At 70.8% G+C, this 19,993-nt stretch carries 19 protein-coding genes; 13 read left to right on the forward strand and 6 right to left on the reverse strand.

Annotated features, from left to right (window positions below):
* Positions 1-16 precede the first annotated feature (16 nt).
* From ACEN2M_RS12940 to ACEN2M_RS12990, 11 genes are all read left to right on the forward strand, one after another.
* A complete protein-coding gene (locus ACEN2M_RS12940; protein WP_441648541.1) occupies positions 17-844 on the forward strand; it encodes a class F sortase in 828 nt (275 codons plus the stop codon).
* Between the two features lie 162 nt (positions 845-1,006).
* Complete coding sequence (locus tag ACEN2M_RS12945; RefSeq protein ID WP_441648542.1) at positions 1,007-1,582, forward strand: RNA polymerase sigma factor; 576 nt, start codon at positions 1,007-1,009, stop codon at positions 1,580-1,582.
* On the forward strand, positions 1,569-2,414 hold the full coding sequence (locus ACEN2M_RS12950; protein ID WP_441648543.1) for an anti-sigma factor domain-containing protein: 846 nt from the start codon (positions 1,569-1,571) through the stop codon (positions 2,412-2,414). Before ACEN2M_RS12945 ends, ACEN2M_RS12950 begins: the two co-directional genes overlap by 14 nt.
* Before the next feature lie 153 nt (positions 2,415-2,567).
* Positions 2,568-3,038, forward strand: a complete 471-nt coding sequence (locus tag ACEN2M_RS12955; RefSeq protein ID WP_441648544.1) for a hypothetical protein — start codon at positions 2,568-2,570, stop codon at positions 3,036-3,038.
* A gap of 69 nt (positions 3,039-3,107) precedes the next feature.
* Positions 3,108-4,589 carry an NAD-dependent succinate-semialdehyde dehydrogenase gene (locus tag ACEN2M_RS12960; protein WP_441648545.1) on the forward strand — a complete coding sequence of 494 codons (1,482 nt, stop codon included), beginning with the start codon at positions 3,108-3,110 and terminating at the stop codon, positions 4,587-4,589.
* A gap of 108 nt (positions 4,590-4,697) precedes the next feature.
* The gene (locus ACEN2M_RS12965; protein ID WP_441648546.1) at positions 4,698-5,495 is read left to right on the forward strand and encodes a TrmH family RNA methyltransferase; all 798 of its coding nucleotides are present in this window, start codon (positions 4,698-4,700) and stop codon (positions 5,493-5,495) included.
* 158 nt (positions 5,496-5,653) lie between these two features.
* Positions 5,654-6,922, forward strand: a complete 1,269-nt coding sequence (locus ACEN2M_RS12970) for an ammonium transporter (RefSeq protein WP_441648547.1) — start codon at positions 5,654-5,656, stop codon at positions 6,920-6,922.
* Between the two features lie 99 nt (positions 6,923-7,021).
* Positions 7,022-7,645 (forward strand): hypothetical protein, encoded by a 624-nt coding sequence (locus tag ACEN2M_RS12975; protein ID WP_441648548.1) that lies wholly within the window; start codon positions 7,022-7,024, stop codon positions 7,643-7,645.
* A 49-nt stretch (positions 7,646-7,694) separates the two neighbouring features.
* The gene (locus ACEN2M_RS12980; RefSeq protein WP_441648549.1) at positions 7,695-8,951 is read left to right on the forward strand and encodes a thiolase family protein; all 1,257 of its coding nucleotides are present in this window, start codon (positions 7,695-7,697) and stop codon (positions 8,949-8,951) included.
* Between the two features lies 1 nt (position 8,952).
* Complete coding sequence (locus ACEN2M_RS12985) at positions 8,953-9,891, forward strand: SDR family NAD(P)-dependent oxidoreductase (protein ID WP_441648550.1); 939 nt, start codon at positions 8,953-8,955, stop codon at positions 9,889-9,891.
* A gap of 192 nt (positions 9,892-10,083) precedes the next feature.
* Positions 10,084-10,950 carry an alpha/beta hydrolase gene (locus tag ACEN2M_RS12990; protein WP_441648551.1) on the forward strand — a complete coding sequence of 289 codons (867 nt, stop codon included), beginning with the start codon at positions 10,084-10,086 and terminating at the stop codon, positions 10,948-10,950.
* A gap of 71 nt (positions 10,951-11,021) precedes the next feature.
* On the opposite strand, the gene ACEN2M_RS12995 is transcribed toward ACEN2M_RS12990, so the two are convergent.
* Genes ACEN2M_RS12995 through ACEN2M_RS13005 form a run of 3 tightly spaced genes read right to left on the reverse strand, consistent with a single transcriptional unit; the run spans position 11,022 to position 12,761 of the window.
* A complete protein-coding gene (locus ACEN2M_RS12995; protein ID WP_441648552.1) occupies positions 11,022-11,498 on the reverse strand; it encodes a GNAT family N-acetyltransferase in 477 nt (158 codons plus the stop codon).
* Positions 11,499-11,508: 10 nt separating this feature from the next.
* Positions 11,509-11,859, reverse strand: a complete 351-nt coding sequence (locus ACEN2M_RS13000; RefSeq protein ID WP_441648553.1) for a transcriptional regulator — start codon at positions 11,857-11,859, stop codon at positions 11,509-11,511.
* Positions 11,859-12,761: a hypothetical protein gene (locus ACEN2M_RS13005; RefSeq protein WP_441648554.1), complete on the reverse strand. Its 903-nt coding sequence runs from the start codon at positions 12,759-12,761 to the stop codon at positions 11,859-11,861. Before ACEN2M_RS13005 ends, ACEN2M_RS13000 begins: the two co-directional genes overlap by 1 nt.
* Before the next feature lie 210 nt (positions 12,762-12,971).
* Between ACEN2M_RS13005 and ACEN2M_RS13010 the strand changes: the two genes are divergently transcribed.
* Complete coding sequence (locus tag ACEN2M_RS13010) at positions 12,972-13,574, forward strand: NADPH-dependent FMN reductase (protein WP_441648555.1); 603 nt, start codon at positions 12,972-12,974, stop codon at positions 13,572-13,574.
* 27 nt (positions 13,575-13,601) lie between these two features.
* On the opposite strand, the gene ACEN2M_RS13015 is transcribed toward ACEN2M_RS13010, so the two are convergent.
* The gene (locus ACEN2M_RS13015; RefSeq protein WP_441648556.1) at positions 13,602-15,044 is read right to left on the reverse strand and encodes a helix-turn-helix domain-containing protein; all 1,443 of its coding nucleotides are present in this window, start codon (positions 15,042-15,044) and stop codon (positions 13,602-13,604) included.
* A 149-nt stretch (positions 15,045-15,193) separates the two neighbouring features.
* On the opposite strand from ACEN2M_RS13015, the gene ACEN2M_RS13020 reads away from it, so the two are divergent.
* The gene (locus tag ACEN2M_RS13020) at positions 15,194-17,080 is read left to right on the forward strand and encodes a phosphoenolpyruvate carboxykinase (GTP) (protein ID WP_441648557.1); all 1,887 of its coding nucleotides are present in this window, start codon (positions 15,194-15,196) and stop codon (positions 17,078-17,080) included.
* Between the two features lie 123 nt (positions 17,081-17,203).
* On the opposite strand, the gene ACEN2M_RS13025 is transcribed toward ACEN2M_RS13020, so the two are convergent.
* Positions 17,204-19,168 carry an ABC transporter ATP-binding protein gene (locus ACEN2M_RS13025; RefSeq protein WP_441648561.1) on the reverse strand — a complete coding sequence of 655 codons (1,965 nt, stop codon included), beginning with the start codon at positions 19,166-19,168 and terminating at the stop codon, positions 17,204-17,206.
* A 256-nt stretch (positions 19,169-19,424) separates the two neighbouring features.
* Positions 19,425-19,652: a hypothetical protein gene (locus tag ACEN2M_RS13030; protein ID WP_441648558.1), complete on the reverse strand. Its 228-nt coding sequence runs from the start codon at positions 19,650-19,652 to the stop codon at positions 19,425-19,427.
* Positions 19,653-19,993 lie beyond the last annotated feature (341 nt).

A 19,993-nucleotide genomic window follows, 5' to 3' on the forward strand; every position in this document is an offset into this window, starting at 1 on the left:
CAGAGAGGTGCGGGTCATGGTGAGCCTGTTCGGGTGGCCCACCGTGGCCCGCGCTGTCGTCGGTCCGCTCCTGGGGGCCGCCCTGTTGGTTGGCCTGATCAGCGGATGCGGGGCCTCGCTCGCGACGACCGGCGGCACTGATCCTGCCGCCGGTGCGTTCGCCGGCCTGGGCGGCCCCGCATCCGCCGGATTGCCCGGCTCGCTGCCCGGCTCCGGCGACCGCTTCGGCTCCGGCTTCGGCGCGGGTACGGGTGCAGGCTCCGGGGCCGGCACAGGCACCGGCGCCAGCGCACAGACCGCGCCGGCCCGGGTGCCATCGCCGGCGCCGGTGCCGGCGCCCGCGGTGCCGGATGTGCCGCGCCGGTCGGCGTCCCTGGCCGGGCAGCCGGCCCCGGTGAGCGCCCCGGTGCGGGTGAGCGCCGCCTCGCTGGGCATCGACATGCCGATCGAGGCGGTGGGCCTGACCGACAGCGCGGCCATGGCCCTGCCCGAGAACCCCGCCGTGGCCGCCTGGTACCGGTACGGCGCCGGCCCTGGCAGCCCGGCCGGAGCCACCGTCATCGCCGCGCACGTGGATTCCCTGGTCTACGACCTCGGCCCGTTCGCGCAGCTGGCCGACGCCCCGGTGGGCACCGAGATCGTGGTGGAGACCGCCGACGGCGTCGCGCACCGCTACGCCGTCGCATCCGTGGACAGCCAGCAGAAGCCAGAGGTGCCCTGGGCGAGCGTGTTCGACAGGTCGGGCCAGCCCCGGCTCACCCTGGTGACCTGCGGCGGTGAGTTCGACTACGAGGCCAGGCGGTACCTGTCCAACGTGTTCGTCACGGCGGTGCCGGTGCCATGAACCCGACCGGAACCACGACCACGCCACCGCCCGAACGGGGTGCGCGCGGATCGGCCATACGTGGTTATGCTGGTCGCACTTGCGGCCCGGCCCGGCTGGATCGTGAGTGCTGAGATGGACACCCGCACCACGCGGCACCGATCCCGGAGGCAGCACGGCGACGTGAGCGCACCCTTTGCGAACAGCACCGACGATGAGCGTGACCAGTCCAACCTGGTCGCGAGCTTTCGAGCGGGCGACGAACAGGCCCTGGCCGAGGCGTACGCGCGCTGGTCGTCGCTGGTGTACACCCTGGCGGTGCGCTCGCTCGGTGACACGGGCGAGGCCGAAGACGTCACCCAGAAGGTGTTCATCGCCGCCTGGCGCGGCCGGGCCGGCTTCGACGAGCACCGGGCGGCGCTGCCCGCCTGGATCGTGGGCATCGCCAGGCACGCCATCGCCGACGCGCACGAGGCGCGCACCCGGCGGCGCCGGCTCGAACAGACCCTCGTCGACGACGCCGAGCTGTACACCGTCGACGAGTCCGCCGACGTCGCCGAGCGCCTGCTGATCGGCGAAGAACTCAACCGCCTCGAACCGGTGCCGCAACGCGTGATGCGGCTCGCCTTCTACGAGGACCTCACCCACGTGCAGATCGCCGATAGCCTCGGGTTGCCGCTCGGCACCGTGAAGAGTCACATCCGCCGCAGCCTCACCCGCTTACGTACTCGATTGGAGGCGAACGATGACGCATCTTGACCGCGACACGCTCGCCCTGGTCGCGCTCGCCGAGCTCGACCTCAGCCCCGCCGAGCGCGAACACCTGGCCTCCTGCCCCGGCTGCACCGGCGAGCTGGATGCGCTGCGCCGCACCGTGCTGATCGGCCGGAGCGCCGGCAGCGTCGACCTGGTCGAACCGGCGGATGCGGTGTGGGGCCGCATCCACTCGGCCCTCGGCCTCTCCGACGACGTGGCCGCGGTGCCGCGCCTGGCCGCCCCGCACCTCGACGCTGGGGCCGGAGAGTCCGGCCGCACTTCCCACGACTCCCAGAGTGTAGGAAGCCAGATCGACCCCGGTGCAAGGACTGGCGCGCGACCGGCCTACGTGCCCTACCGGCGCCAGCGCCGTCACCGGCGTGCCTGGCTGCCCGTGGCCGCGGCGGCCTGCGCGGTCGGCATTGTCGGCGGCATCACGGCCGGCGTCTGGTGGCAGTCGACGCGCGCGCCGGCCCCCGAGACCGTGATCGCCCAGGCTCAACTCGACGCGCTGCCCGGTTGGACGGCGAGCGGGAGCGCCCTGGTGGAGGAGGCCACGGACGGTCGCAGGGAAGTCGTGGTGGACCTGGCCGACGACGCCGACGACGGCGACGACGCCGGTGGCGGCGGGCTGCGCGAGGTGTGGCTGCTCACCGCCGACGCCACCGGGCTGGTGAGCGTGGGTCTGCTCGACGGGGCAACCGGCCGCTTCAGCATCCCGGCGGGCGTCGACCTGGCCGAGTTCTCGGTGGTGGATGTCTCGGCGGAGCCGGCGGACGGCAATCCCGCGCACTCCGGCGACTCGATCGTGCGCGGCACCCTGAACACCCTTTAGCCCCGCGACGCCACCACGAGAGGGCAGTTGGGGCCAGTCAGGGCACCTCCCAGTGGCCTCAACTGCCGTCTCGCGGGGGAGCCCGGGCACGGGAGGTAGCGCGACCCGAGTGGGGGCTTGTGGCCCGCCAGACGCCAGGATCAGGATGGCAGCATGGCGCACCAACCCGCATCCGTTCGCTCCGCCGTGCCCGGCACCGACCCGGCCCACCCGCGCCGACCCTGGTGGCTCGCCCTGCTGATCGTCGGCTGGTTCAACCTCGTGTCGGCGGTGGGCGGCGGGGTCGGCCTGGTCGTGGCGAACGGCATGGGGATGCCGCAGAGCTGGCTGGAGGGCACCCCGTTCGACTCCTTCGTGATGCCCGGGCTCATCCTGGTGCTGGTCGTAGGCGGCACCCAGGCGCTCGCCGTGCTGCTGCAGCACCGGCGGCATCCGTGGTGGCCGGCCGCCGCCGGCGTCGCCGGGTTCGGGCTGGTGATCTGGGTCTACGTGGAAGTCGCGCTGCTGCCGGTCTACTCATTCCTGCACACGCTGTACCTCACCACCGGGGTGCTGCAGCTGGTGTTCCTGCTGCTCTGCCTGGGCATCCTGCCGGCCGGTCGCGCCGCGCCCCGGCCGCGCTAGGCCACGGCAACCGGGGCAGGCCGGCGGCACCCGGGTAGGTTTAAGGTCGACGACTTCAGGGAGGCACTTGTGACCCACGTAACCGAAGCAGAGCTGCTCCAGCACGTTCCCAACGAGCTGTACATCAACGGACGGTGGGTGCCCGCCGCAGACGGGAAAACGCTCACCGTGCACGACCCGTCCACGGGCAAGGTGATCAAGACCATCGCCGACGCCGGAGCCGCCGACGGTCTGGCAGCCCTCGCCGCCGCCGCCGACGCACAGGATGCCTGGGCCGCCACGCCGCCGCGGGTGCGCGGCGAGATCCTGCGCCGCAGCTTCGACCTCCTGCACGAGCGCCGGCACGAATTCGCGTTGCTGATGACGCTGGAGATGGGCAAGCCGCTCGCCGAATCGTACGGCGAGGTCACCTACGGCGGCGAGTTCCTGCGCTGGTTCAGCGAGGAGGCCGTGCGCATCACCGGCCGGTACGGCACCAATCCAGAGGGCACCGGGCGCATGATCGTGTCGCAGCACCCGGTCGGACCGAGCTTCCTGATCACCCCGTGGAACTTCCCGCTGGCGATGGCGACCCGCAAGATCGCCCCGGCGCTCGCCGCCGGCTGCACCGTCGTGATCAAGCCCGCCGAGCTGACCCCGCTCACCACCCTGTACCTGGTCAAGCTGTTCGAAGAGGTCGGCCTGCCTGCCGGCGTCGTCAACGTGCTCACCACCTCCACCTCGGGCGCCGTCTCCGAGCCGATCATCGCCGACCCGCGGCTCCGCAAGCTCAGCTTCACCGGGTCCACCGGGGTCGGCCAGAAGCTCATCGCCCAGTCCGCGCAGAACGTGCTGCGCACCTCGATGGAACTCGGCGGCAACGCCCCGTTCCTCGTGTTCGAAGACGCCGACATGGACCGCGCCGTGGAGGGCGCCCTGGCCGCGAAGTTCCGCAACGTGGGCCAGGCCTGTACCGCCGCGAACCGGTTCATCGTGCAGGCATCCGTGGCCGACGAATTCGCCCGCCGCGTCACCGAGGCCGTCACCGGCTTCACCGTGGGCCGCGGCACCGAAACCGGTGTGAAGATCGGCCCGCTGATCAACGCCGATGCGGTGGCCAAGGCCGACACCCTGGTGCAGGATGCGCTCGGTCGCGGCGCCACCCTGCTCACCGGCGGGCACGCCCTCGACGGGAAGGGCACGTTCTACGAGCCCACCGTGATCAGCGACGTGCAGGCCGGCAGCGACATCCTGCGCGAAGAGATCTTCGGGCCGGTGCTGTCGATCGTGCCGTTCGACGACGAAGACGACGCCGTGCGCATCGCCAACGACACCGAGTACGGGCTGGTCAGCTACGTCTTCACCCAAGACCTGGCGCGCGGGCAGCGCATGATCGAACGGCTGCAGACCGGCATGATGGGGCTCAACATGGGCGTGGTCTCCAACGCCGCCGCCCCGTTCGGCGGGGTCAAGCAGTCCGGCCTCGGCCGCGAGGGCGGCTCGGAGGGGATCCACGAGTACCTCTCCACCAAGTACACCCTCACGCCCGACCCGTTCGTCGACTACGACTGAAACCCTTCCGCGAAAGCGGTCTTACGGTCACCTCAGCGAGCTGAGGCAACCACAGGGCCGCTTTCGCGGGAGAATCGGGGCGGTGCGGGGCGTCGGTAGGCTTTTCGGATGCCCGTCATCGAGATCTCCGACCTGAGCGACCCCCGGCTCGCCGACTACACCCAGACGACGGATGTGGCGCTCAAGAAGGCACGGGGCACCGAGCACGGCCTGTACATCGCCGAGTCCGCGCTGGTGCTCGAGCGGGCGCTCGGCGCCGGCCACCGGCCCCGGTCGGTGCTCACCCTGGCGAACACGCTCGATGAGGCCCGCGCCCTGGTCGGCGACGACGTGCCGGTGTTCGTGGGCGCGGGGGAGCTGCTCACCGAGCTGACCGGGTACGTGCTGCACCGCGGCCTGATCGCCGCGATGCACCGGCCCGCCCTGCCCGAACCGGCGGCGCTGCTGGCGGGGGCCCGGCGCATCCTGATTCTGGAGAACGTCACCGACCCCACCAACGTGGGCGCGATCTTCCGCTCGGCCGGCGCGATCGGCGCCGACGCGATCCTGGTCACCCCGCGCTGCTCCGACCCGTTCTACCGCCGCGCCATCCGGGTGTCGATGGGCACCGTGCTGCAGGTGCCGTGGACCCGGGTGGGCGACTGGCCGAGCACCCGGCGGCAGCTCACCGAGCACGGCTTCCACGTCGCCGCGCTGGCGCTCACCCCGGATGCCGTGAGCCTGCGCGACTTCCCCGGCCAGCAGCATGCCCGGCTGGCGCTGCTGCTCGGCGCCGAGGGGGAGGGACTCACCGAGGAAGCCCTGGCCGCGTCGGACTCCGTGGTGCAGATCCCGATGAAGCACGGCATCGACTCCCTTAACGTTGCGGCGGCCAGCGCTGTCGCGATGTGGGCGCTGTCCGGCTGACTCTCGTGGGACTGTAAGCCCGCCGTCATCTGTTGTTTACGTACGGGCGCTCTCTGCAACCTGCCCGAAACAAAGTCTTGCCGTGGGTGTAACAGAGCCCTGTCAATGTGGCTTCTACCCGACGCGCCCCCTGCGTCCGTGCAGAGAGGTTTTTCACGATGGATCAAGGCAATACTGCTTTCATACTGATTTCCGCAGCGCTCGTCCTACTGATGACACCGGGACTGGCGTTCTTCTACGGTGGACTGGTCAAGGCCAAGAGCGTCATCAGCATGATGATGATGAGCTTCGGTGCGCTCGGACTCATCGGTGTGCTCTGGGTGATCTACGGTTACGCGATCGCGTTCCCCGGGTCCGAAGGAACGGTGGCGCCGTGGGCGATCGACTGGAGCAACATCGGCCTGACCGCCGCCCTCGAGACCCCGGAGGGCGCCGCTTACCCGCCGCTCGCCTTCGTCGCCTTCCAGGCCACGTTCGCCATCATCACTGTCGCGCTGATCTCCGGCGCCATCGCCGACCGCGCCAAGTTCGGCTCCTGGATGATCTTCGCCGGCATCTGGGCCACCGTCGTCTACTTCCCGGTCGCCAGCTGGGTCTTCAACTTCGGCCTCGCCGAGGACGGCAGCTTCGCCTACGGCGGTTGGATCACGCACGGCCTGCAAGACGTCTTCGGCCTCGGCGCGATCGACTTCGCCGGTGGCACCGCGGTGCACATCAACGCCGGTGCTGCCGCTCTCGCCCTCGCCCTGGTGCTCGGCAAGCGCGTCGGCTTCCAGAAGGGCGTCAACGTTCCGCACAACCCGCCGTTCGTGCTGCTCGGCGCCGGCCTGCTCTGGTTCGGCTGGTTCGGCTTCAACGCCGGCTCCGAGCTGGCTGCTGACGGCACCGCCGCCCTCGCGTTCGTCAACACGATCGCAGCCCCGTCCGCCGCCCTGCTCGCCTGGTTGGTCGTGGAGAAGGTGCGCGACGGCAAGCCCACCTCGGTCGGCGCCGCATCCGGTGCCGTCGCCGGCCTCGTTGCGATCACCCCCGCGTGTGGTTCGCTGCAGCCGATCTGGGCGATCCTGCTCGGTGTCATCGCCGGCGCGGTCTGCGCCATCGCCGTCGACCTCAAGTTCAAGCTGGGCTTCGATGACTCGCTCGACGTCGTGGGCATCCACCTCGTCGGTGGCCTCATCGGTACCCTCTACCTGGGCTTCTTCGCCAACGGCACCGGCCTCTTCCTGGGCGGCGACGGCACCCAGCTGCTCGTTCAGGCCATCGCGGCGTTCTCCGTTCTGATCTACTCCTTCGTGCTCGCCTTCATCATCGCCTTCGCCATCGAGAAGACCATCGGCTTCCGCGTGAAGAACGAAGACGAGGTCGCGGGCATCGACTCGGCCATGCACGGCGAAGAGGGCTACGTCCTCACCGACGTCAGGGCCTGAGTAACGCCGGCACCCCCGTAACACCGAGATGTGCTGGATGGTTGATATGCGGGCCATCCAGCACATTTCTGTGTGCGCAGACCTCGGCAGGAACAGCCAATGACCATTGCCGAAGACGAGGACGACGACACCGTCGCACGACGGATTCCGCCCCGCACCAGCCGGTTCTCCGACATTCCCCGCCAGCCGCTCGACCAGGGCCGGGGCGGCGCCCGCGAGATCTGGGCCGACCTCGACGCCGACCTGAATCTGCGTTGGCAGCTCCGCGTGGTCGAGATCAAGGACTCCACCGGCCTCCTGGTCGGTCCGGCCGGCACCCACAACTACGTGGTCGGCCTCGCCGGCCCGCAGGTGGCGGTGCGGTCCGTGGAGGCGAGCCGCGTGCTTCGCCGTGACCACGTGATGCCCGTGCTGTCGTCCACGGTGCTGTTCGAACGACCCAAACTGCGGCCCCCCGGGGCGAGTTCCCTCATTCTGCTGACCTTCGTCGGCGCCGCCGAGCCGCCCCGGCTCGCCATCCGCACTATCGGCCCCCACACCGAGATCCGGCCGGGCGCCCAGGTTCTGGTCGCCCTGCGCGGCACCGTGCGGGTGGACGGCGCCGAGGCCGACCACGGGTCGGCGCTGCTCCTGGACCCCACCCAAACCTATCGTCCGCGGGCCGCTGCCGCGCAGATTCTCACCGTGCACCGGCCCGGATCCGACGAGGAGAAGCCGGACTGAACCGCTGCGGGTGAGCGTGCCGCGGCGCGCGCGAGCCTAGGCTGGGGTCATGAGCAATGATGCCGTCATCGTCGATGTAGTCCGCACGCCATCCGGCCGGGGTAAGCCCGGCGGTGCGCTCTCCGGGGTGCATCCGGCCGACCTGCTCGCGGGTGTGCTGAAAGACCTGGTCAACCGCAATAACCTCGATCCGGCGCTGGTCGACGATGTGATCGGCGGATGCCTCACCCAGGTGGGCGAGCAGAGCACCAACATCACCCGCACCGCGCTGTTGAGCGCCGGGTTCCCCGAGTCGGTGCCCGGCACCACCATCGACCGGCAGTGCGGCTCCAGCCAGCAGGCCGCCACCTTCGCCGCGCAGGGGGTGCTCGCCGGCAGCTACGACATCGTCATCGCCTGCGGCGTCGAATCCATGAGCCGCATCCCGCTGGGCTCCGCCGGCGGGCCGACCCCGCCCGGCGGCTCCGACGCAGCCGGCCGCACCGAGGGCTGGGGTTCGCCCGCATCCGCGATCATCAGCCAAGACCCGCACGGCCGAATGATGCACGCCCGCTACCCGGCCGGGCTCGTGGGCCAGGGCGTCTCCGCCGAGCTCATCAGCGCCAAGTGGGGCCTCACCCGGGCCGAACTCGACGAGTACGCAGCCCGCTCGCACCAACTCGCCGCCGCGGCCGCCGCGCGCGGCGACTTCGACGGCTCGCTGCTGCCGGTGACCCTGCCCGACGGCCGCCAGGTGGTCGGCGACGAGACCATCCGCCGCCGCAGCACCGTGGAGACCCTGGCGGATCTCCCGCTCGCGTTCCGCACCGACGAGCTCGCCGCCCGGTTCCCCGAGGTGGACTGGCAGATCACCGCCGGCAACTCCTCGCCGCTCACCGACGGCGCCTCCGCCGCCCTGATCATGAGCGCCAACCGCGCCGCCGCCCTGGGCCTCACCCCGCGCGCCCGCTTCCACGGCTTCGCCGTCACCGGCAGCGACCCGCTGCTCATGCTCACCGGCGTGATCCCCGCCACCCGGCGCATCCTGGCCCGCACCGGTCTCGGCATCGACGACCTGGACGCCTACGAGGTCAACGAGGCGTTCGCCTGCGTGCCGCTGGTCTGGCAGCGCGAGCTGCGCGCCGACCTCGCCAAACTCAACGCCAGCGGCGGCGCGATCGCGCTCGGGCACGCGCTCGGGTCCTCCGGCACCCGGCTGCTCGGCACCCTGCTCGAATCCCTCGAACGCGACGGTGGCCGCTACGGCCTGCAGACCATGTGCGAGGGCGGCGGCATGGCCAACGCCACCATCATCGAACGGCTCTGACGTGCAGATCCGCGGATGCTCCGCCCTCGTCACCGGAGCCGCCTCCGGCCTCGGGCTGGCCACCGCGCGGGCGCTGCACGCGGCCGGGGCGCACGTCGTGTTGTTCGATCTGCCCGGCTCGGCCGGGCTGGAACGCGCGGCTGAGCTGGGGTCCGTGGGGTCGGCCGGCGCTACGGGGGCGTTCGCGGCAACGTCGACGACGGCGCTGAACGCGGCCATATTCCTTGCGGGGGATGTGACCTCCGAGGCCGATGTGCAGGCTGCGGTGACGGCCGCCGGCGCCATGGCACCGCTCCGCATCGTGGTGAACTGCGCCGGCATCGCACCCGCCGCCCGCGCCGTGGGCCGGCAGGGCCCGATGCCCGTGGCGGACTTCGAGCGGGTGCTGCGGATCAACCTCGTCGGCACCTTCAACGTGGTGCGCCTGGCTGCCGCGGCCATGCAGGCTACGGACCCGGTGAGCCTCGGCGCCGAGACCGGGCCCGCGAGTGGCGGGCCCGCGAGGACCCGGCCCGACGGCGGCCCGGCCGATGACGGCCGTGCGGCCGGTGCCGAGCCGAGTTCCCCGACCGCAGGGGGAACCCCGGAGCGCGGCGTGATCGTGAACACCGCATCCGTGGCGGCCTTCGACGGCCAGATCGGTCAGGCCGCGTATGCGGCGTCCAAGGGCGGCGTCGCGGCGATGACCCTGCCGTTGGCGCGGGAGTTCGCCCGCTCGCTCATCCGCGTGGTGACCATCGCGCCTGGCCTGTTCGACACCCCGCTGCTGCAGGGCCTGCCCGCCGAGGCCCGCACCTCGCTGGGCGCCCAGGTGCCGCATCCGGCCCGGCTCGGCGACCCCGCCGAGTACGCGGCCCTGGTGCGCCACATCGTCGAGAACCCGATGCTGAACGGCGAGACCATCCGCCTCGACGGCGGCATCCGCATGGCTCCCCAGTAGCGCCCCGTCCCGCCCCGTCCCCGCGCCGCCGCCCCAGGCTGCCCTTAACTGTTACCCATGCGGACAATTGCACCCGGTGCGCCGGCACCATTTGTCCGCACTGGAAACAGTTGCGCCCAGCGCTGGGCCGGGGGAGCCGCCCGGCGCGTGTCGGCCCGGCGCCGAGCGACGGTTGCTGGGAGGATCGGAGCCATGCACTCCCTGACAATTGCCGGCCCACACGGCGCCATCCCGATTCGGGTCTATCCCGCCACCGATACGGATGCCGGGCCGACCCCGGCGCTCGTCTGGGCGCACGGCGGTGGCTTCGCCTGGGGCGACCTCGAGATGCCCGAAGCGCACTGGGTGTCCCAGGAGCTGGCGGCGCGCGGCACCACGGTGATCAGCGTCGACTACCGACTGGCGCCGGTTTCCGCGGCGCTGACCGACAGCGAGCCGTCCCGCGCCGGAGTGCTCTTCCCGGTCGCCTCCGAGGAGATCGCCGCGGTCTTCCGCTGGGCCGTGGAACACGCTGCCGAGTTCGGGATAGATGCCGACCAGCTGTCGTTGGGCGGGGCCAGCGCGGGGGCGGACCTCGCCGCGGGGGTGGCGCTTCGACTGCGGGATGGCGGCGGCGCCCAGCCGGCGTCGCTGCTCCTGGCCTACCCGCTGGTGCACAGTGCGCTGCCGCACCCTGCCTCCGAACTCGCCCAGAAGATCGCCGCACTGCCCGCCGACGCCCGGTTCGAGCCCGACGATGTGCGGGCGATGAACCTCAACTACGTGGGCGACCCCGCCGAACTCGGTAACCCCTACGCGTTCCCCGGCGGCCACGAGCTGGCCGGCCTGCCGCCCACCTTCATCGTGAACTCGGAGCACGACAGTCTGCGCGCGTCCGGGCAGGCGTTCGCGGCGGAACTCGCCCTGGCCGGCGTGGATGTGACGGTCTGCCGGGAACCGGGCACCCGGCACGGTCACCTCAACGAGCCCGACAACCCGGCGGCGCACGCCAGCATCCGGCGCATGGCCGCATGGCTCGACACCCGCGACCGGCTCCCCGCCGTAGACCTCCGGCGCTGAGCCGCCGGCCGAGGCGACGGATGCCGGAATCCGCACGGGCGCATCCGTCACCCGGTCAGAAAGTGCAGGAGCTATGCACTCGCGCCGGTGGTGAGGGACAGGGTCATGAAGGTGCTGTGCGGGTCGGCGGTGTAGTCGGCGAAGGGCGGGCAGGCGGTGAAACCGTGCCGGGCGTAGAGGCGGCGGGCCGGCGCGAAGAACTCCTCGCTGCCGGTCTCGAGGTAGAGCCGCTCGAGGTTTCGCCGGCGAGCCTCGTCGACGATGCGGGCGAGCAAAAGGGTGGCGACGCCACGCCCGCGCGCCGCGGCGGTGGTGCGCATCGACTTGATCTCGCCCGCGGCGGGGGTCAACTGTTTCAGGGCCCCACAGCCGAGCAGGGCGCCGTCCTCCCGGGCCGTCCAGAACGAGATCTCCGGCGCCGACAACGCCGAATGGTCCAGGGCGTGCACGCTCTCGGCCGGTGATGTGGCGAACATGTCGGCCAGGTGCTCGTCCAGCAGCAGGCGCACATCCGCGCTGGCGGGGCTGTCCGGCTCAATGTGAATCATGGCATCCAATTTACCGGCTGGCGTCGCCCGCCTCGCCGGTCTCGGCGCCGCCGGCCGGCGGCAGCCCCGCGGCGATGGCCTGCAGGGCGGCCACGTGGATGCGCATGGCCGCGATGCCGGCGCTCGTGGCGGTGAGCCAGGTGCGCGGCCGGTTGCCCACGTAGCCCTTGCGCACGGCCAGGTAGCCCGCGGCGCCGAGTGTGCTGATGGCCTTGCTCAGCGCCGAATCGTCGGTCTCGAGCAGCTCGCGCAGGGTGCCGAAGTCGATTTCCACTTCCGCCCGCAGCGCCGCCATCACGGAGAACCGCAGCGGCGTGAGCAGCGCGTCGTCGAGGTCGTGCCGGGGATGGTGGTCGCCCATCAGGCCTCCCAGATGGGCGCGGGGCGGAACGCCGCGAACACCAACGGGGCTGCGATGAGGATACCGCCGCCGACACCGACGACACCGAGGTCCCAGGTGCTGCGTGCCAGCAGCACGGACAGGGCGAGAACGAGCAGGTAGGAGCAGCCGACAGCGGTCCACTGGGTGCGCCCCCAGTCTTCCGCGAGCCGGTCCAGGCCGAAGCGGGTCGTGCGGGTTCCGAGTAAGACGAGGAGGAAGGCGGAGGCCGCGATGACGCCGGCGACACCGAACGTGGGCGCGGTCAACATTCCGATCGCGCCCAACCACAGGCCCAGGATGGCCGTGCCCACCCGGCCGGGCGGGTCGAGCAGCGCCGACAGGGCCGGCTCCGGGCGACGGACTCCGGCGAGTTTGGCCCGCCGGGCGGAGCGAATCGCCAGAACCACCACGGGCGCTGCCGAGGCGGCCACGATCAGCACCGCCAGGGGCACCGACGCCGTCGGTGCGAAGAAGACCAGGTACACGATCGCGGCGAACGGCAGCAGGCTCGCGGTCGCATAGCCGCGGCGCAGCTTCGCCCCACGGCCGGTGGGGTGACGCAGGCTCTGAGTGAGCCCATCGGTGAGACCGCTGGCTGCGAAGAACGCCGCGAGCACCAGGAACGTCACCGAGACCCCCTCGCCGGTCGTGTTCTCCACCCCGGGGATGAGACCGGCACCGGCGGCTCCGCCGACGTTGGAGAACGCGAACGCCAGGCAGTACACCACAACGGCTACGGCCATCCACGCGTCGATGATGGCCTGGGTGCGCGCCGCGATCGCCTCACGCACCCGATCATCGACGCTTTCGCTGGCCTGCAGCAGCCGCGCCGCCGCATCCGTGCTCAGCTGTGCGCTGTCGCTGCTGTGCTGGTCGTTCATTGTGTTCCCCCGATCACCGCGACGAACCCGCCGCACTGTCAATCTAGCAGCCACTTGCCATTTGGCAAGTTGACATCGCGAGGCCCCGTACCCGACACTCAGGCGGGTCCGGGCTTGCGGTGCTAGACCGATACGGGCGGGATTCGCCCGCGCGGGCTGCGGGAGCACCTCGCCGCACCGAAGACGTGAATGTCGGAAAGGAACAGACCCATGGCCACCTTCAAGATCGGCTACCTGATCGGAAGCCTCGCCAGCACCTCCATCAACCGCACGCTGAGCAGCGCGTTGATCAAACTCGCCCCGGCCGAGCTGGAATTCACCGAGATCCCGATCGGTAACCTGCCGCTGTACAGCTCTGACTACGACGCCGATTTTCCGCCGGCCGGCCGGGAGCTGAAGACGGCCATCGAGGCCTCCGACGGCATCCTGTTCGTCTCGCCGGAGTACAACCGGTCGATCCCGGGCGCTCTCAAGAACGCCATCGACTGGGGTTCCCGGCCGTGGGGTGCGAACTCCTTCGCCCGCAAGCCCACCGGCATCATCGGCGCCTCGCCCGGCGGCATCGGCACCGCCGTGATGCAGTCCTCGATGCGCAGCGTGCTGAGCTTCCTCGACGCCCCGCAGCTGAACTCGCCGGAGGCGTACATCCAGTTCAGCGCCGAGGTGTTCAGCCCGGATGGTGAGGTCACGAACGAGGGCACCCGCACGTTCCTCAGGCACTACATGGAGGAGTACTCGGCCTTCGTGCAGCGGGTTCTCGCCGCCAACGCGCCCGGGCACATCGGCGACGACGATCCCGGCTCCCGCAAGTAGCGTGGGTCAGGGGCGGAGCGCCCGGGCCTACTGGTCGGCGTGCGCCTCGAGGAACTCGTACACCTCGGTGTCGTCGACACCGGGGAAGGTGCCGCTGGGCAGCGGGGAGAGCACGTGCGCGTGCAGCCGGGCGCTCGGCCAGGCCTGGCCGGCCCACCGGGCGGCGACAGCCCCGGACGGGCGCCGGCAGCAGGTTTCGTCGGGGCAGCGGGACACCGCCCGCTGCGTGGTCTCCCGGCCGCGGAACCACTTGGCCTGCGCAAACGGGGCGCCGACGCTGATCGAGAACTCACCATCCGAGGTGCTGCCGGTCTGGGTGGCGCACCAGAACGTGCCCGCCGGGGTGTCGGTGTACTGGTAGAACTCGGTGGTGCGGTTCGTGTGCGTGAACGCGCTGCGGGCGCTCCACTGCTTGCAGACCAGCTGACCCTCGATCGAGCCGGTCACGTCGGCGGGCAGCGGCAGGCCGTCGTTCTCGTAGCCCTTCTGCAGGCCGCCGTCGCCGGAGACCCGCAGGAAGTGCACGGTCATGTCCAGGTGCGCCGTGGCCAGGTTGGTCAGCCGCAGCGCGGCCGCCTCGTGGGTCACCCCGAACGCGTCGCGCAGGTCTTCGACCGAGAGCACCCGGTCGCGCTTGGCGGTCTGCAGGAATGAGCGGGTGGCCTCCAGCGGCATCAGGCAGCAGGCGGCGAAGTAGTTGATCTCCAGCCGCTGCCAGAGGAATTCGGCGTAACTGGCCGGCCGTTCGTGGCCGAGCAGCCGGTGCCCCATCGCCTGCAGCGCCATCGAGCGCAACCCGTGTCCGCCGGGGATCGACGCCGGCGGCAGGTAGATGCGGTGGTTGGCCAGGTCGGTCACCGAGCGAGTGGAGCCCGGCAGGTCGTTCACGTAGATCAGGGTGAAACCCAGCTGCTCGGCCATCACGCTCACCTCACGGTGAGTGAGCGCCCCGGAAACATGCCCGGAGGCCCGTACCCGCTCCTCGGCGAGCTTCTCGATGTCGGGCATGTAGTTACCGCGCTCGCGCATCCGCTCGCGCAGCTCGGTGTTGGCCCGGCGGGCCTCCTCGGGGGTGGCGATGGCCTCGCTGGCACGCCGGGCGAGCTCGCGGTGCAGCCCCACCAGCGACTCGATCGCCGGCAGCGGCATGCCCTTGGTCACCTTCACCTGGGGCAGGCCGAGTGCGCCGTAGAGCGGGTTCCGCTGCGCCCGGGCCAGCTCGATCTCCAGGGCCGCCCGGGTGTTGGGCGCCTCGCCGCTGAGCAGATCGGCCAGCGGCACGCCCAGCGCCTGCGCCAGCTGCTGCAGAACCGACAGCTTGGGCTCCCGCCGCCCGTTCTCGATCAGGGAGAGCTGGCTGGCCGCCAAGCCCACCTGCTCACCGAGCTGGTCGAGGGTGAGCGCGCGCTCACTGCGAAAGTGACGGATGCGGTGACCCAGGGTGACGAGGTCGGAGGCCGGCGTTGGCATTCCTTAAGCATACGTAAAGAACCATGATTCTTAACGCCTGTTTTTCGGTTTCTGGCCCGGATTCAGTCGCATTCTTAATGCACAGGACGAATTTAGTGCTCCTGCCCCCCGCTTCCCGCTCCCGTCCGCATCCCGAGGAAGGCCAGACCATGACCGTCACCCACCCCGTGCGCAGCGACATTCGCGCCCACGCCGCCCACTCGACCGCCACCGGTGTGGCCACCCCCTACGGCACGTCGACGGGCACGACCGACCCCGCCCTGCAGGCCTGGGTCGACGAGATCGCCCGGCTCACCCGGCCCGACGCCATCGTCTGGTGCACCGGCAGCGCCCAGGAGGCCGATCAGCTCTCCAAGCAGCTCGTCGCCGAGGGCAAGCTCATCCGGCTCAACCCGGAATGGCGGCCGAACAGCTTCCTCGCCCGCACCAGCCCGTCTGATGTGGCCAGGGTCGAGGACCGCACCTTCATCTGCTCCACCCACCGTGACGACGCCGGCCCCACCAACAACTGGGCCGAACCGCAGGCGATGCGGGCCGAACTGACCGACGCCTTCGCCGGCAGCATGCGCGGCCGCACCATGTACGTGGTGCCGTTCTCCATGGGCCCGCTTGCTGGCCCCATCTCGCAGCTGGGGGTGGAGATCACCGACTCGCCCTACGTCGTGCTGAACATGGGCATCATGACCCGGATGGGCACGAATGTGCTGCGCCTGATCGAGGCCGGCACCCCGTGGGTGCAAACCGTGCACAGCGTGGGCTTCCCGCTCGTCGACGCAGCGGGCACCCGCCGGGCCGACGTCACCTGGCCCAGCAACGACACCAAGTACATCGTGCAGTTTCCCGAGGACCGCGAGGTGTGGTCGTTCGGCTCCGGCTACGGCGGCAACGCGCTGCTGTCGAAGAAGTCGTTCGCCCTGCGGATCGCCTCGGTGATGGCGCGCGACGAGGGCTGGCTGGCCGAGCACATGCTGCTCATCAAGGTGACGTCGCCCGAGGGCGGCACCTACCATGTGGCCGCCGCGTTCCCCTCGGCCTGCGGAAAGACCAACCTGTCAATGCTCAAGCCCACGGTGCCCGGTTGGAGCGTGGAGACCATCGGCGACGACATCGCGTGGCTCCGCCCCGGTGACGACGGCCGGCTCTGGGCGATCAACCCGGAGGCCGGATTCTTCGGTGTGGCGCCCGGCACCGGCGAGACCACCAACCCCACCGCCGTGCAAACGGTGTGGGGCAACACCATCTTCACCAACGTCGCCCTGCGCGACGACGGTGACGTGTGGTGGGAGGGCCTGACCGACACCCCGCCCGCGCACCTCACCGACTGGGAGGGCAACTCCTGGACCCCCGACAGCGGTCGGCCCGCCGCGCACCCCAACTCCCGGTTCACGGTGCCCGCGGCCCAGTGCCCGTCGATCGCCGAGGAGTGGGAAGCGGTGGGTGGTGTGCCGATCGACGCGATCATGTTCGGCGGCCGCCGGGCCACCAATGTGCCGCTGGTCGCCGAGGCGCGCAGCTGGAAGCACGGGGTGTTCATGGGCGCCACCATCTCCTCCGAGAAGACCGCTGCCGCCGAGGGCACCGTGGGGGAGCTGCGCCGGGACCCGTTCGCGATGCTGCCGTTCTGCGGCTACAACATGGCCGACTACTGGGCGCACTGGCTGCGCGTGGGCCGGGGGCTCGGTAGCAAAGCGCCGGCGATCTTCCAGGTGAACTGGTTCCGCAAGGGCGAGGACGGCAGCTTCCTCTGGCCTGGATTCGGCGAGAACTCCCGGGTGCTCGAGTGGATCATCCGCCGGGTCGAAGGCAGCGCAGGCGCCGTGGACACCCCGATCGGCCTGCTGCCGGTCGACGGTGCGCTCAACCTCGACGGTCTCGAGGTGAGCCCGGATACCCTCGAGCAGCTGTTCCGCATCGACCCGGCCTCCTGGCTGGCCGAGTGCGACCTCACCGAGGAGTTCTTCGGCCGGTTCGGCGACCGGGTGCCGCCCGCGCTCCGCGCCGAGCTCGCCAGCGTGCGCTACCACCTCTCGACGTAGCCGCGCCCGCGCACGCGAGATGAACAACTCGCGAAAGCGGCGAAGTGGTTGCTTCGCGGGTGCTGAGGCAACCACACGCCCGCTCTCGCGGCGTCTGGAGGGACCGAGGGACCCCCGCGCGGCCTAGACCAGCAGCTGGTGCTTGGCCAGGTCGCGGTAGAGCGGGGTGGAGACGACGAGCTCCGAGTGGGTGCCGGTGCCCACGACCTCGCCGTGGTCGAGCACCACGATCTGGTCGGAGTCCACCACGGTCGACAGACGGTGCGCGATCACGATCAGGGTGCGGTCCACCGCCACCGCGTCGATGGCCTCACGCATCAGCTGCTCGTTCATGCCGTCCAGGCTCGACGTCGACTCGTCCAGCAGCAGAATGGGCGGCGCCGCGAGCAGCGCCCGGGCGATCGCCAGGCGCTGGCGCTCACCGCCGGAGAGCTTGACGCCGTCCTCGCCGACCGCGGCGCCGAGGCCGGCCGGGTCACGGTCGAGCACCTCACCGAGGTTCACCGCGTGCAGCACGGCCACGCACTGCTCGTCGGTGGCATCGGGCGTGGCCAACGTGAGGTTGTCGCGCAGCGAGCCGGCCAGCACGGGGGCGTCCTGCTCCACGTAGCCGATCTGACCGCGCAGGTCACTGCGGTCCAGGCTGCGGATGTCCAGGCCGCCGAGCCGGATCACGCCGGAATCGGCGTCGTAGAAGCGCTCGATCAGCGCGAGGATGGTGCTCTTGCCCGCACCGGAGGGGCCGACCAGCGCGGTGCGCAGGCCGCGCGGGGCACTGAATGAGACCCCGCGCAGCACCGGCTTGCGTGCGGAGGGGTCGATGGCAGCGGCAGCAGCCGGGCCGGCGAACTCGGTGGTGGCCTCCGGGGTGGTGCCGTCTTCGGCGGCGAGAACGGCCTGGGCAACAGGGCCCGGCTGGGCGACAGTGTCGGCCCGGCCGGCCGCGCCCGTGAGCGGCTCGCCGGTGACGGCATCCGTCGTGGCCAACGCGGTCGGCGCGTAGTGGAAGCGCACGTCTTCGAACGAGATCGCCGGGGCATCCGGGTTGACCTTGGCGTTCGCAGCGCCCACCACGATGGCCAGCGGGGCGATGTCGCGGTCGAACTGGTCCTCGCTGGGCAGGTCGATGATCTCCTGGATGCGGCCGAGCGCGCCGAGGGCCGAGTTGACCGAGGTGATCGCGCCGAAGAACTGGCCCAGCGGCATGATCATCATGAACAGGAAGAGGATGAACGAGACGAGGTTGGCGATGGTGATGCTGCCGTCTGCGACGCGGAAGCCGCCGACGCCGAGCACCACGAGCAGCGACACCTGCAGGGCGATGCCGGCGATCGGCACGACCAGGGCCGAGACCTTGGCGACCTTGATGCCCATCTGCCAGGCGCCCTCGGCGTCCTTCTCCACCACCGTAATCTCGCGGGCGGTGGCGTTGGCGGCGCGCACCGTGCGCACGGCGCTGATGGCCCGTTCCACGCTGGCGGCCAGGTCGCCGACCTTGGTCTGCGCGGCCAGGCTGGCGGTGCGGATGCGCCGCGATAGCAGCACCACCGTCACCACCGACACCGCAATCACGAGCACCGTGAGGCTCAGCAGCACCGGGTCGATGATGAGCATCGCGATGATGGCGCCGATGAAGGTGAGCGAGCCGCCGATGGCCTCCACGGCACCCTGGGTGAGCACGGCACGCAGCAGGGTGGTGTCCGAGCTCACCCTGGAGACCAGGTCGCCGGTGCGGCGGGCGTCGAACTGGCTGATCGGCAGGTTGAGCATCCGCCCGATCAGGCGCTTGCGACTGGAGAGCACGACGCCCTCGCCGGTGCGCTGCAGCAGGTAGTGCTGGTAACCGCTGATCAGCGCGGAGACCACGACGAGCGCGACGAGGGCACCGACGATGCCGTCGAGGGGGTCGCCGGCCTCCACGAGGGTGATCACCTGGCTCACCAGCAACGGCTGGGCCAGGCTGGCGGCGGCGCCGAGCACGCTGAGCACCACGACCACGCTGAGCACGGCCTTGTGCTCCGACAGGTAGGGCAGCAGCTGGCTGAAGGATGCCCGCGGCCCCTCGGCTTGGGCGCCGCGGCGGCCCATGCGGGAACGGGATTTCGGGGCGGAGGTATCGGACGCGGGGGCGCTGGTGCCGGGGGATGTCGTACTCACCAGTCGAGCTTAACTCGCGCGTTGCGCGGTCCCGTGCGGCCTGTGCCCGGCGGTGCGCGGTCCTGCTGGGTTTCGGCCGATCCCGGTCAGGCGGCACATCTGGAGGAGGTTTCGAGGGATCTGCAGGGGGTTGTGCCCTGGGGAGCCCACGAGAGGGCTGCTCGGTGGCCCGTGCGGGTCGGGACGATCAGTCCTTGCGGCGACTGCCGCCATACTTCTTGTGCACGGCCTGCCGGGAGACCTCGAGCGCCAGCGCGATCAGCTGCCAGGAGGCGTTCGCGTTTCGGGCCCGCCGCACAGCGAGGGCCTCGGCGCGGTCCAGTTCGTGACGCTGCGCCCTGATCGCCCGCAGCGCGTCGATCGGGTCGCGCGAGCCCGCGTCGCCCACCAGAGTCCGTCCCGTGTCATCCAACATGCTGTCAACCATAATTGACACGGATGCCGACTGTCAACCCACATTGACGCCCCGGGATTGCGCTCCGTTCGTCTCGCGGCGCACCTTGTGTCTCGCGGCGCACCTTGTGTTCCGTGGCGCACCTTATGTCTCGCAATAACCTGCGCCGCGAGCACCGACCTGCGCCGCGAGCACCGACCTGCGCCGCGAGCACCAACCTGCGCCGCGAGCACCAGCCGCGACGAAGAAGTGGGGAGAGAAAAAAAAAGACGAGAAAAAAAGAAGCGAACAAAAAAGAGGAGGGAAGGAGGGGGGAGGGAAAAAGGGAGGGGGCGGGGTGGGGGGGGGCAGAGCAAGACCAA

Origin of the sequence: Cryobacterium sp. W22_MBD10_FK3 (assembly GCF_052113745.1) — a bacterium.
Classification (GTDB): Bacteria; Actinomycetota; Actinomycetes; order Actinomycetales; family Microbacteriaceae; genus Cryobacterium.